11 protein-coding genes are annotated in these 13,231 nt (G+C 63.1%); 5 read left to right on the top strand and 6 right to left on the bottom strand.

Going from position 1 to position 13,231, the window contains the following annotated elements; translation table 11 throughout:
- Nucleotides 1–57: 57 nt before the first annotated feature.
- On the top strand, nucleotides 58–996 hold the full coding sequence (gene xdhC / locus NKI69_RS22055; protein ID WP_023813627.1) for a xanthine dehydrogenase accessory protein XdhC: 939 nt from the start codon (nucleotides 58–60) through the stop codon (nucleotides 994–996).
- Nucleotides 997–1,015: 19 nt separating this feature from the next.
- Here xdhC and NKI69_RS22050 read toward each other — a convergent pair whose 3' ends face one another.
- The 3 genes from NKI69_RS22050 to NKI69_RS22040 form a co-directional block, all read right to left on the bottom strand.
- Entirely contained in the window at nucleotides 1,016–2,269 is a 1,254-nt protein-coding gene (locus NKI69_RS22050; RefSeq protein ID WP_352722534.1) for an LLM class flavin-dependent oxidoreductase, read from the bottom strand.
- A complete protein-coding gene (locus tag NKI69_RS22045) occupies nucleotides 2,266–3,282 on the bottom strand; it encodes an LLM class flavin-dependent oxidoreductase (protein WP_031213700.1) in 1,017 nt (338 codons plus the stop codon). Before NKI69_RS22045 ends, NKI69_RS22050 begins: the two co-directional genes overlap by 4 nt.
- A gap of 103 nt (nucleotides 3,283–3,385) precedes the next feature.
- Nucleotides 3,386–4,306: a LysR family transcriptional regulator gene (locus NKI69_RS22040; RefSeq protein WP_023813624.1), complete on the bottom strand. Its 921-nt coding sequence runs from the start codon at nucleotides 4,304–4,306 to the stop codon at nucleotides 3,386–3,388.
- A gap of 162 nt (nucleotides 4,307–4,468) precedes the next feature.
- Here NKI69_RS22040 and NKI69_RS22035 point away from each other — a divergent pair, with 162 nt between their 5' ends.
- From NKI69_RS22035 to NKI69_RS22020, 4 genes are all read left to right on the top strand, one after another.
- Nucleotides 4,469–5,686, top strand: a complete 1,218-nt coding sequence (locus tag NKI69_RS22035) for a urate hydroxylase PuuD (protein WP_352722533.1) — start codon at nucleotides 4,469–4,471, stop codon at nucleotides 5,684–5,686.
- 1 nt (nucleotide 5,687) lies between these two features.
- Nucleotides 5,688–7,004 (top strand): guanine deaminase, encoded by a 1,317-nt coding sequence (guaD, locus tag NKI69_RS22030; protein WP_023813622.1) that lies wholly within the window; start codon nucleotides 5,688–5,690, stop codon nucleotides 7,002–7,004.
- Between the two features lie 220 nt (nucleotides 7,005–7,224).
- Nucleotides 7,225–7,728, top strand: a complete 504-nt coding sequence (locus NKI69_RS22025) for a heme-degrading domain-containing protein (RefSeq protein ID WP_352722532.1) — start codon at nucleotides 7,225–7,227, stop codon at nucleotides 7,726–7,728.
- Nucleotides 7,725–8,990, top strand: a complete 1,266-nt coding sequence (locus NKI69_RS22020; protein ID WP_023813620.1) for a glycerate kinase type-2 family protein — start codon at nucleotides 7,725–7,727, stop codon at nucleotides 8,988–8,990. The genes NKI69_RS22025 and NKI69_RS22020 overlap by 4 nt, the downstream gene beginning before the upstream one ends.
- 63 nt (nucleotides 8,991–9,053) lie before the next feature.
- On the opposite strand, the gene NKI69_RS22015 is transcribed toward NKI69_RS22020, so the two are convergent.
- The 3 genes from NKI69_RS22015 to NKI69_RS22005 all read right to left on the bottom strand — a co-directional run bounded on the left by NKI69_RS22015 (nucleotide 9,054) and on the right by NKI69_RS22005 (nucleotide 13,227).
- A complete protein-coding gene (locus tag NKI69_RS22015; RefSeq protein WP_352722531.1) occupies nucleotides 9,054–10,517 on the bottom strand; it encodes a UdgX family uracil-DNA binding protein in 1,464 nt (487 codons plus the stop codon).
- Nucleotides 10,518–10,519: 2 nt separating this feature from the next.
- Complete coding sequence (locus NKI69_RS22010; protein WP_352722530.1) at nucleotides 10,520–11,755, bottom strand: putative DNA modification/repair radical SAM protein; 1,236 nt, start codon at nucleotides 11,753–11,755, stop codon at nucleotides 10,520–10,522.
- An 86-nt stretch (nucleotides 11,756–11,841) separates the two neighbouring features.
- Entirely contained in the window at nucleotides 11,842–13,227 is a 1,386-nt protein-coding gene (locus NKI69_RS22005) for a glutamine synthetase family protein (protein WP_031213699.1), read from the bottom strand.
- Nucleotides 13,228–13,231 lie beyond the last annotated feature (4 nt).

Here is a 13,231-nt window from a genome sequence, read left to right as displayed (position 1 = left end):
GGCAGAATGTGCAATCTGGGCCGAAAAACCTATATTTCCCATTCGGGAATGTGAACCATGAACTCGAAAGTGCAAAGCCTGAAAGCCTTTCTCACCAGCGCCGGCCAGGTTGCCCTGGTCGAAGTGACCGGAACAAAAGGCTCGACGCCACGCGAGAAGGGCGCCTTCATGCTCGTCTCGCAGGCGGCGATCTTTGGCACCATCGGCGGCGGTCAACTCGAATACATGGCGATCGACAAAGCCCGGCAGATGCTTTTCTCCCCCTCAAGGGGGGAGAGAACCCGCGCCGATCCGATCTTACCCGGCGGCTTCGCCGCCACCCTCCCCTCAAGGGGCAGGGAAAGCCGCGCGACCCTCGATGTGCCGCTAGGCCCGGAAATCGGCCAATGCTGCGGCGGGCGCGTCGAAGTGCTGATCCGGCTCGTCGATGCAGCCCTTGCCGCCGATCTGGTTGCGGCTGCGGAAGCCGAGGAGGCGCACCTGCCGCGTGTCTACATCTTCGGCGGCGGCCATGTCGGCCAGGCGCTGGCGTCGACGATCGCACTTCTTCCCGTGCACGGCATCGTCATTGAGACGCGGGCCGAAGCACTGGAAGGCATGCCGGAATCCGTCGAGACCAGGCTGACAGCTATGCCGGAAGCGATGGTGCGAAACGCTCCCGCTGGCGCCGCCTTCGCCATCCTGACCCACGATCATGCGCTGGATTTCCTGATCGTCGCCGAGGCGCTGAAACGCGGCGATGCCGCCTATGTCGGCATGATCGGGTCCAAGACCAAGAAAGCGACGTTCAAGAACTGGTTCCTGAAATCGGCGGACGGCAGCGAGGCGGAATTTGCCCGCCTCGTCTCGCCGATCGGCGGCGCTGCCGTCAAGGACAAGCGCCCGCAAGTCATTGCAGCGCTCGCGGCCGCCGAAATCATGACGGCGCTGGTCATGCACGCCACAGCATCAAATGCCGACCATCAGGTCCCGCACGACAAGGTGATGGTCGGCTAAGCTTGCGCCTCAACGCATCTCATGCCGGCCGCTTCAAGCCCAGATGCTCGCGCAAGGTGCGGCCTTCATAGTCCCTGCGGAACAGGCCGCGCCGCTGCAGTTCCGGCACGACCAGCGTCGCAAAGGCATCAAGTTCGCCGGGGAAATATGACGGCATGACGTTAAAACCGTCGGCCGCGCCACCCTCGAACCGAGCCTGCAGTTCGTCGGCGACTTGGGCCGCAGTGCCGACGATGCGCCAATGGCCACGCGCGCCGGCGAAATGCCGGGCAAGCTGGCGGATGGAGAGGCCGTCGCGGCGCGATTGCTCGATGACCAGCGCCTGCCGGCTTTTCATCCCCTCGCTCTTCGGCAGATCCGGCAGCGGCCCGTCGATCGGGTAGCGCCACAGATCGGAGATGCTGAGATAGCTGGACAGAAGCGCAACGCCGACGTCGTCGGGTATCAGGTCCTGCAATTCCTCGTATTTCTCGCGGGCCTCAGCCTCGGTTTCCGCCACCACTGGCGCGACGCCCGGCATGATCTTGATGTCGTCCGGCTCACGCCCATAAGCGGCCATACGCCCCTTGAGATCGTCGTAGAAGGCCTTCCCTTCCTCGAAGGTCTGCGCCGCCGTGAACACCACATCGGCGGTGCGGGCGGCAAGGTCGCGGCCGACATCCGAGGCGCCGGCCTGGACCATCACCGGCGCGCCCTGCGGCGAACGCGGCAGATCGAGCGGGTCGCGAACCGAAAAGCTCTGGCCGTCGTGGCCGGAGGCGCCGAGCTTGCCGTTCCAGAGCCCGGTGACGACTTCGGCGAATTCACGCGCGCGCTCATAGCGATCGGCATGGGGCTTGAGGCCGGTCGAGCCGAAATTGGCGGCCTCGATGGGGCTGGCCGAGGTGACCAGGTTCCAGCCGGCGCGACCGCCGCTCAGATGGTCGAGCGACAGGAAGGTTCGTGCCAGCCCATAGGGCTCGTTGTAGCTTGTCGAAGCGGTGGAGACGAGACCGATGCGGCTGGTCTGGACGGCAAGCGCCGACAGCAGGCTGATCGGTTCGAAACCGATCGAACGCGAGGTCTGGCTGGCGATGCCGACATTGGCCTCACGCAGGCCGGCGGCGTCCTCGCAGAACACCATGTCGAACTTAGCCGCTTCCGCCGCGCGGGCCAGCTGGATGTAATGGTCGATGTCGATGCCGGCCCTCACATGCGCTTGTGGGTGGCGCCAAGCGGCAATGTGGTGGCCTGTCGCCCAAAGGAAGGCGCCGAGCTTCATCTGGCGGGTCATTGATCACCTCCGCCGGTGAGTCCGAGATGCGAGCGCAACGTTGCGCCGCGATAGCTCTCTCGAAACAGGCCGCGCCGCCTCATCTCCGGCAAAACCAGATCGACGAGATCCTCGAGCGCGGAGAGTTGTGCCGGCATCTGGATGTTGAACCCGTCGCAGCTTTTCGCCCGGAAACCTTTTTCCATGCTGTCGGCAATGGTCGGCTTGGCGGTACCATCGGCGACGAGCGAGATATTCGTCAGAAGCCTCACAGCATTAGGCTCGCGTCCGCAGGTGGCAACGCGGCGCTTCAGCTCCTCATAACGCGCTTTCGCGCCATCGATCGGTCCGTCGTCCAGCAGGATGACATCGGCGGTGCGGGCGGCAATATCCAGGTCTGATACCGACAGGCCCGACAAGACGAGCACCGGTGTGTCCTGCGGCGACCGCGCGATGTTCAGCGGTCCGCGCACGGAGAAGAACTCGCCCTTGTGGTCGAGCAGGTGCATCTTTCCGGGGTCATGGAAGCGGCCTCCGGTTTGGTCGAACAGCAGCGCGTCCGCATCCCAGCCCTGCCACAGACCTTGCACGATGCCGATATATTCCTCACTGCGACGGCGGAAATCGTCAGGCGAAAATCCTTCGGGCCGGCTGAAATTGGCTGCTTCCCGTGGCGCCTGCGCCATGGTCGCGTTCCAGCCACTGCGGCCATGGCTGATGATGTCGAGCGAAGCGAAACGGCGCGCCAGATTGTAGGGTTGGTGGTCAATTGTCGAGGCAGCGGCAACCAGGCCGATCCTGCTTGTGACAGTTGCCAATGCGGCCAGCAAAGTGGTCGCTTCGAAGGGCATCGGACTGTTCGCGGCACCGCCGCCGGAAGCCGGCGCTGAATCGGCAAGCAGCACCATGTCCAGGCCCGCCGCTTCGGCCTTTTGCACTAAACCGGCCAGGCGGCTGAATTCCCGCCCCGGTGATGGATCGGTGGTTCCCGGAAACAGCGAAACGGCAAGATGCATTGTGGCGCCGTTGTCCATCGATGGTCCCTGCAAGACGAAATACCACCTGAACTATGTTCGCCACATCCAGGGATGGCAACCGCTGGCGCTGGGCCAAGCGCCGGTCACGTGCCGGCCAGCATTATTTCCCAGCCAGCAGATCGTTGATCAGCCGCTGGCAGCGCTCGGCCATGAAGTCGAGCAGCAGCCGCACCTTGGGGTCCTGCAGCTTCTTGTGCGGATAGACGGCGGCGAACTGCACCGGCGTCGGCGGCGTGCTGTTTAGGATCACTCTCAGCCGCTGGTCGCGGATGAACGGCTCGACCTCGAAGCGCGGCTTGTTGATGATGCCGCGCCCCGAAAGCGCCCAGCCGGTCAGCACGTCGCCATCGTCGGTGTCGTAGGGCCCGTGCACTTCGAATTTCTGCGGGCCTGTGGGGGTCTGCAGCGTCCACACATATTCGCGCGCGCCGGAATAACGCAGCATCAGGCAGTCGTGCTTCTTGCCGATCAGTTCCTGCGGCTCGATCGGTTCGCCGCGCGCCTCGAGATATTTCGGCGCCGCCACCAGCACGCGCTCGCATTCCATGATGCCGCGCATCCTGAGGCTGGAATCTTCGATGATGCCAAGCCGGAAGGCGACATCGATGCCTTCCTTCATGATGTCGACATTGTGGTCCGAAAGCCTCAGCCTCACCTCGATGTCTGGGTATTTATCGTGAAAATCGGGAATGCCCGAGGCCACCAACCGACGGCCGAGGCCCAAGGGGGCGGTGACGCGGATGGTCCCGCGCGGCTGACCGGAAAGCGCCGAGACCGCGGCTTCCGCTTCGGTGATCGCCTCCAGCACCTGCTTTGCGCCCCCGTAAAAAACCGTGCCGTGCTCGGTCGGCATCAATTGCCGGGTGGTGCGGTTGAACAGACGCACGCCCAGGTGCTTCTCCAACTCCTTGATGCGGTTGGAGGCGACCGCCGGCGAAATCCGCATGTCGCGCCCGGCCGCCGACAGATTGCCGAGTTCGACCACGCGAACGAAGACGGCAATGTTGTCGAGATAGGCCATGCGGTTTAGTGGCTTTCCTGAGGCCGCCTTCGGGCGGCTCCCATCCTGCTGCGTGTGACTACCCTAGTATTTTCCATTTTTTTTTGAAAGTCATCGTGCACCTCGCCTCTTTCCGTTTGCGCTCCAACCCGTAAAGTCGCCCAATCGGCAGGGACGATTTCAATGATGGATTTCGCGATTTTCTGGGACTGGCTGAGTTTTGCCGTGCGCTGGCTGCACGTCATCACCGGCATCGCCTGGATCGGCTCGTCCTTCTACTTCGTCGCGCTCGACCTCGGCCTGCGCCAGCGTCCGGGCATGCCTGCAGGCGCCTTCGGCGAGGAATGGCAGGTGCATGGCGGCGGCTTCTACCACATCCAGAAGTATCTGGTGGCACCAGCCGAAATGCCGGAACACCTGACCTGGTTCAAGTGGGAATCCTACGCCACCTGGCTGTCCGGCTTCGCCATGCTGTGCGTCGTCTATTATGCCGGAGCCGATCTGTTCCTGATCGATCCGAACGTGCTCCCGATGTCGGTGCCTACAGGTATCCTGCTGTCGCTGGCGACGATCGGCGTCGGCTGGGTGGTCTATGATCTTCTGTGCCGCTCGCCGCTGGGAAAAAGCGATACCGGCTTGATGCTGGTGCTCTACTGTGTGCTGGTATTCATCGCCTGGGGGCTGACGCACCTGTTCACCGGCCGCGCCGCATTCCTGCATCTGGGCGCCATCACCGCCACGATCATGTCGGCCAACGTCTTCATGGTCATCATCCCCAACCAGAAGATCGTCGTCGCCGACCTCATCGCCGGCCGCAACCCCGACCCGAAATACGGCAAGATTGCCAAGCAGCGCTCCCTGCACAACAATTATCTGACGCTGCCGGTGCTGTTCCTGATGTTGTCGAACCATTATCCGCTGGCGTTCGGTACTGAGTTCAACTGGGTCATCGCCTCGCTGGTGTTCATCATCGGCGTGCTGATCCGGCACTATTTCAACTCGATCCATGCCCGCAAAGGCAATCCGACCTGGACCTGGATGGCGGCACTCGTCCTGTTCATCGTCATCATCTGGCTGTCGACCGCGCCGAAGGTGCTGACCGGCGAGCCCAAGGAATCGGCGTCGGCGCAAATCTATGTCGCTTCAGCGCATTTCCCGGCCGTGCGCGACACCGTGCTCGGCCGCTGCTCGATGTGCCACGCGGCGGAGCCGGTCTATGAGGGCATCTATCATGCGCCCAAGGGCGTGATGCTCGACACCGATGCGGATATCGCCAACCACGCCCGCGAGATCTATCTGCAGGCCGGTCGCAGCCACGCCATGCCGCCCGCCAACGTCAGCCAGATTACCGACAAGGAAAGGGCACTGCTGGTGGCCTGGTTCGAAGGCGCAGGGAGATAGCATGAACTCGACACTTCTGCGCGGCCGCACGCTGTCCTTCGTGCGCTGGCCGCAGACCATCGACGATCATTCCGCCTGGCGTTACGAGGAGGATGGCGGCCTGCTGATCCGCGACGGCCGGATCGTCGCTGCGGGCACCTATGCCGATGTTGAAAAGCAGGCCGGCGAGACGGCGAAGAAAATCGACCACCGGCCGCATCTGCTGCTGCCCGGCTTTATAGATGCCCATGTGCATTTTCCGCAGATGCAGGTCATCGCCTCCTATGGCGCAGAACTGCTCGACTGGTTGAAAACCTACACTTTTCCGGAGGAAACGAAGTTCGCCAACGCCCAGCACGGCCGCCGCATCGCGCGGCTGTTCCTCGACGAAATGGTGCGCCACGGTACAACGACGGTCGCCGCCTACTGCTCGGTGCACAAGGCTTCAGCCGAAGCCTTTTTCGCCGAGTCGCATGACCGCAACATGCTCAACATTGCCGGCAAGGTGATGATGGATCGCAATGCGCCCGACGGCGTGCTCGACACACCGCAATCGGGTTACGACGACACGAAGGCGCTGATCAAGGAATGGCATGGCAAGGGACGGCAGCTTTATGCCATCACGCCGCGCTTCGCCATCACCTCGTCGCCGGAGCAGATGGAGATGGCCGGGACGCTGTGCCGCGAACATCCCGACCTGCACATGCAGACGCATCTGTCGGAAAACCACGCCGAAATCGGTTTCACGCAGGAACTCTACCCGTGGTCGCGCGACTATACCGACGTTTACGAGCACTACGGGCTGTTGGGCAAAAAGAGCCTGTTCGGGCACTGCATCCATCTCTCGGAGCGCGAAGCGGATGCGCTTTCCGACAGTGGCTCGGTGGCGGTGTTCTGCCCGACCTCCAACCTGTTCCTCGGTTCCGGCCTGTTCGACTACCAGCGCTTCCGGCGCCGCGGCAAGCCGGTCCGGATCGCAGCTGCCACCGATGTCGGCGGCGGCACCAACTACTCCATGCTGCGCACCATGGACGAGGGCTACAAGGTGATCGCGCTGAACGGCGAGAAGCTCAACCCGCTCCAGTCCTTCTGGCAGATGACGCGCGGCAATGCCGAGGCACTGTCGGTGGCGGACAAGATCGGCACGCTGGATGAAGGCAGCGATGCCGACATCGTCGTGCTCGACGCCGGGGCGACACCGGCGATGCGGCTCAGAATGGAGACCGTCGAGACGCTGGCGCAGGAACTGTTTCTCCTGCAAACGCTGGGTGACGACCGCACTGTCCGCGAAGTCTATGTGGCGGGGCGGCCAGCGAAGAGCGATATGATCGCGGGGTAAGACCCCCTCACCCGGATTGCCAACTGAATTGCGGAGGGCAATTCGGGGCAATCCGACCTCTCCCCGAGGGGAGAGGAGATCGCCAGCGTCGACGCTTTCCTCTTCTCCCCACCGGGGAGAAGGTGGCCGCGAAGCGGCCGGATGAGGGGGCCGCTCCACGGAAGCTTGACCGAGCGAAGCTTGTCGTACACACGACGTGTGACGATTTCGGAGAAAGAAAATGGCCGTTGCTGACGACATCGCTCTGATCAAGAGACAGGAAGAGACCCTTGTCTTCGCCACCTTCGACGAGGCCGTCGCTTTCAAAGTCGGCTCCGCCATTCGCGATCGTGCAATTGCCGAGAAACTGCCCATCATAGTCGACATCAGGCTGTGGGACCGGCCGCTGTTCTATGTCGCGCTGCCGGGCTCGAATGCTTCCAATCCCGACTGGGCGCGACGCAAGACCAATGTGGTCAAGCGGTTCCTGAGAAGCACCTATCGTATGGTGTTGGAACAGCAGCGCCCGGACCGCAGCTTCAAGATCGGCGAAGGGCTGGATATTGCCGACTACGTGCTGGCCGGCGGTGGCTTTCCGGTGACCGTCAAGGGCGCCGGCGTCATCGGGGTGATCGCCGTCTCCGGACTGCCGGAGCGCGAGGATCACGGCGTCGTCGTCGATGCGCTGGGCGATCATTTGGGCGTCGACAAGCGCGGCCTGGCATTGCCTCGGGACGCCGAATGACCGTGCTCAATCCCAAGGCCTTCCTGACCTCCATCTTCAACGCCGCCGTTGCCGCCGCCGATCCGGAACGAACCATCCGGGATCATCTGCCGGCCAAGCCAAAGGGCCGTACCATCGTCATCGGCGCGGGCAAAGGCTCGGCGCAGATGGCGGCAGCGTTCGAGAAAGTGTGGGCCGGCCCGATCGAAGGGCTGGTCGTCACCCGCTATGGCTATGGCGCGACCTGCGAGCGCATCGAGATCATCGAGGCGGCTCATCCGGTGCCGGACGCTGCCGGTCTGGAAGCCTCGCGGCGCCTGCTCGCCAAGGTCCAGGGGCTGACTGAGGATGACCTAGTGGTGGCGCTGATTTCCGGCGGCGGATCGGCGCTGTTGCCGTCGCCCGCCGGCGGCTTGACGCTGGCCGACGAGATCGCCGTCAATGAGGCGCTGCTCGCCTCGGGTGCGCCGATCGCGGCGATGAACACCATCCGCAAGCACCTTTCCACCATCAAGGGCGGCAGGCTGGCAGCGGCCGCATGGCCGGCCAGGGTGGTGTCGCTGATCGTCTCCGATATTCCCGGCGACAATCCGGCAATGGTCGCCTCCGGCCCAACCGTACCGGATACAGGCAGCCGCGCAGACGCGCTGGCCTCGATATCGGCCTATGGCATGAAACTGCCGGCCTCGGTGATGGCGCATATCAATTCGCCGGCCGCCGATGCGCCAAGCCCGGATGACGAGCGCTTTTCGCGCAACGAGGTGCATTTGATCGCTTCGGCCGGGGTGTCGCTCGAAGCGGCTGTTGCGGAAGCGAAACGGCAAGGCGTTGAAGCCATCATCCTCTCCGATGCGATCGAGGGCGAAGCGCGCGAAGTCGGCGGCGTCCATGCCGCGATCGCGCGCGAAGTGGCGACGCGCAACCGGCCATTTCAAAAGCCGGTGCTGATCCTGTCGGGCGGCGAGACAACCGTGACGCTGCGCGCAAAAGGCAAGGGCGGCCGCAATTCGGAATTCCTGCTGGCCTTCGCCATCGGCATCAATGGCGTCGACGGCATTCACGCGCTGGCCGCCGACACCGACGGCATCGACGGTTCGGAAGACAATGCCGGCGCCTTCGCCGATGGCTCGACCGTATCGCGCATGCGCGCAGCCGGGGTGGACGCCAAGGCTATGCTTGCCGGCAACAATGCCTGGACGGCCTTCAACGCGGTTGGCGATCTTTTCGTACCCGGCCCGACCGGTACGAATGTCAACGATCTCAGGGCAATTCTGATCAGGTAGCTGAAGCAATTCCAGGAAGTGTGAAGCGGTTTTCCGTCTGGAATCGCGCAAAAACAAAACTGATCAGGCGGCCATCAGCCGCTTCACCAGCTTCATATCCTGCAGGAACCGTTCGCGTTCGGCTTCCTTGTCCGCCCGATCGTGGATGCGCAGGATGAAGGAGGGATGGATGGTGATGAACACGCGCAATCCGTCCTCGCGCTCGATCACTTGTCCGCGCATCTTTGTCACCGGGATCGCCTTGCCGAGCAGCGACATCGCCGCTGTCGCGCCGAGTGCCACGGCGAGGTTAGGCTTGATCAGCTCGAATTCTTGGTCGATCCACCAGCGGCAGGCCTGAATCTCACCGGAATTCGGCTTGGAGTGGATGCGGCGCTTGCCGCGCGGCTCGAACTTGAAGTGCTTGACTGCGTTGGTGACATAGACCTTTTGCCGATCGACACCGGCATCGTCCAGGATCGCATCGAACACCTTGCCGGCCGGACCAACGAAAGGTTTGCCGGCGAGATCCTCCTGATCCCCCGGCTGTTCGCCGACGAAGATCACTTTGGCATTGTCGGGGCCCTCACCGAAGACGGTCTGCGTCGCGTCGCGCCAAAGCGGGCAGCGACGGCAGCCTTTCGCTACCTCACGCAACTCGGAAATCGTGCTTGCGGCATCGTCCTCCGCCGTCTCGGCAGGCTGTTGCTTCGGCCAATGCCGTGCCTGCACCTTTGCGTGGTGCGGCGCGGGTGTTGTCGGCATCTTCGCAATCATGTCCTTGGCGGCCTTGTCCGCTCCTGCGATCATGTCTGGAATGAGCGAGGCCTCGGGAAGGTTCCGCCAATATTTCTTTGGCATCTCCCTTTGCATCGCCTTCACCTTCAGCCGCGCCGGGTTGAAGATGTTCTCGAAATAAGTCCGCCAGAGCGCCTCGGTGTCGTCTTGATCAGGCGCATCGCCCTTGGCAGCACCCGGCCCCATCGCCAGCCTTTCGCCATCCCAATCGGCGGAGGCATAGGGCGTCAGGATCGTCCAGCGCATGCCGGTGAAACGCCTGACGAAGAAATCGGCGTTGCGCTCGACGATGAAATGATCCGGCTCGAACCAGGCGACATAGCGCTCATCGGCACCGTCGCCGATTTTTCGGAAGCGCACGAAGGCGTGCATCTTGTGGCTGTCGCGCCGCACCGCCTTTTCCATGGTCTCAAGCCGCCTGGTGTCGGGATCCGACGCGATTTCCAGCAGTTTAGGCTCGTCGCGCAATCGCCAAAGCACTCTGTGGAGAAAGGCAAACCGGCCGGAATCGGAATGGCAGAACGCCGTTTCGGCATGCCCGATGAAGTCGCGCGGCACGACGAGCTGCGCGCCCGCAGGCACTTCAGGCAATTCTGCCTGATCAGAGCCCGGCGCGACATGCCAGCCGACGTCCTCGGGCCTGACCTCATTCAGGGCGAGCCGCCGTGCCGCGTCACGCCAGCCGGCAAAATCCGTCTCGCTGTCGAGCCGAACTCTGTATCTGGCGAGATCGAGTTGCGCCGGCCGCATGATCAAAACAACGATAATTGTTCGCAGGAGTAGGCGATCCTGTCGCGCAGGCCGGCCTTGCCGGTCAGCGCACCAGGTGACCAGCCTTCGGCGATGATGAAGGGCCTGAGCTTGGCGACCGACTGGCAGATCCGTCCGACGTCCTCGAGCCGCATGCGCCGGTGCCGGCGCGTCTCCAAAATCTTCGCCACCACCTTGGTGCCGAGACCCGGCACCCGCAGCAGCGCTTCGCGGTCGGCGCGGTTGATGTCGACCGGAAACTGTCCCCGGTTGCGCAGCGCCCAGGCGAGCTTCGGGTCTATGGCGAGATCGAGCATGCCGTCGCTGCTCCCGGCAAGGATTTCCGGCTGTGAAAACCCATAGAACCGCATCAGCCAGTCGGCCTGATAGAGCCGGTGCTCGCGCATCAGCGGTGGTTTCAGCAAGGGCAGCGACGATGACGAATCCGGAATGGGGCTGAAAGCCGAGTAATAGACGCGCCGCAGATGATAGCTGCCATAGAGCCGCGCGCTGGTGTGAAGGATGCCGTCGTCGGATGTCTTGTCGGCGCCGATGATCATCTGCGTCGACTGACCGCCCGGCACAAAGCGTTCGCGCTTCTTGGTCTTCAAAGTCGGCTCAGCCTTCTCCTCCATCTTCTGGCGCAGCCTGGCCATGGAAAGCCGGATTGTCTCCGGCTTCTTCTCGGGCGCCAGCCGCTTCACGCCCTCATCGGTCGGCAGTTCAACGTTGATCGACAGCCGGTCGGCATAAAGCCCTGCCTTCTCGACCAGTTCCGCCGAACTTTCCGGGATCGTCTTCAGATGGATGTAGCCGGAGAACTTCTCCTCCAAGCGCAGCCGGCGTGCCACCTCGACCATCTCGCCCATGGTCTCGTCCGGTGAGCGGACGACGCCGGAGGACAGGAACAGGCCTTCGATATAGTTGCGCCTGTAGAAATCCATGGTCAGTTTCACCACCTCTTCGATGGTGAAACGGGCGCGCCGCACATTGGACGACGAGCGGTTGATGCAATAGCTGCAATCGTAGATGCAGAAATTGGTCAGCAGGATCTTGAGAAGGGAAATGCAGCGGCCATCCGGCGCGTAGGAATGACAGATGCCCATGCCTTCGGTGGAGCCGATGCCGCCGGATTTCAAGGAATCCTTTTTTGCAGCACCGGAAGAGGCGCAGGAGGCATCGTATTTGGCGGCGTCGGAGAGGATCGCCAGCTTTTCACGGACGGTAAGTGCGCTCATATGTTCATGATATGTTCTGAACAGGAGATCCGCTACCTCATTTGATGGAGGCGGCGAAAAAGTGATCGCCGCCCATCATGAATCCATCAAACCTCGTGCAGATAGAGGTGGTAATCCAGTTCGCTGACCGTGCGTGCCACCCGCAGATACTCGGACTGTTTGATCGCCACGAAGGTCCGGTGCAGGTCCTCGCCGAGCGCGTTCTTCAGGAAGCTGGACGTCCGCGCCGCTTCGATCGCGGCGCGCCAGTCGACAGGCATGGTCGTGCGCGTGACCGCTGCCTCATAGCCGTTGCCGGTCGTTTCGGGGCCCGGATCGAGGCCTTCATCCATGCCCTTGATGATGCCGGCGAGCACGGTCGCGGCGATCAGATAAGGGTTGGCGTCGACGCCGGACGGGCGGTGCTCGATGCGCCGGTTCTTCGCGTCGCCTGCCGGCACGCGTAGCGCCACCGAGCGGTTGTTGACGCCCCAGGTCGGCGCCACCGGCGCATAGGATTGCGAGACGAAACGCCGCCAGGAATTGGCGTGCGGCGCAAACACCAGCATCGATTCCGCCATCGTCTGGATGAGGCCACCAAGCCCCTGCAGCAGCGGCAGCGACCAGCTCTCGCCACCGGCTTCGGCAAAGACGTTTCTTCCGGCCTTGTCCTGCAGCGAGACGTGGAAATGCATGCCCGAGCCGGCATATTTCTCAATCGGCTTGGCCATGAAACAGGCGGTAACGCCATGGCGGCGCGCCTGCGCCCGCACCAGCCGCTTCAGCATGACCAGGTCGTCGGCCGCCCGCATCACGTCCTTGCGGTAGTTCAGCGTCAATTCGTACTGGCCGGGCGCATATTCGGAAATCACCGTCTCGGCCGGAATGCCTTGCGCCTTGGCCGCCGCATAGATGTCGGAAAACAGCGGCTCCATGCCGTGCAGATGATCGACGGAATAGACTTCGGTCTTGCCCGAGACGCGGCCATCGAGAACCGCGCGCGCCGGCTGCACCTTGCCGTCGGCGTCGCGCTCATTGGCCAGCAGGAAGAATTCGAGCTCGAAGGCGCCGGCCGGATAGAGACCCTTGGCCGCCAGGATGTCGACTTGCCGCGCCAGCGCCAGCCGGGGGTCCGACGACATCGGCCGGCCGTCGAGCATGTACATCGCCATCAGCAACTGGCCGCGCGGCGGGCTCGTGCCGTAGAGCGGCACCAGCGTGCCGGGGATCGGCCAGGCGCGTAGGTCGCCGTCGCCGGTAGTCCAGATCAGCCCGGTCTCGTGCACATCCTCGCCGGTGATGTCGAGGCCGAGGATCGAGATCGGCATATGGCGGCCGCCCTCGAAGATGCTTTTCAGCTCATGCCGGCGCACGATCTTGCCACGGCCGACGCCATTGGCGTCGGTCAGCACGATATCGAAGGCTTCGATCTCGGGATGGGCGTCGAGAAAGGCTTGCGCCTCGGCTGACGTCGAGCCCGAAGGTGAGGTCATCATG

It is taken from the genome of Mesorhizobium sp. M0491 (genome assembly GCF_040321265.1).
In the GTDB taxonomy this organism is placed as follows: domain Bacteria; phylum Pseudomonadota; class Alphaproteobacteria; order Rhizobiales; family Rhizobiaceae; genus Mesorhizobium.
This window is presented reverse-complemented; position numbering and strand designations above follow the sequence as displayed.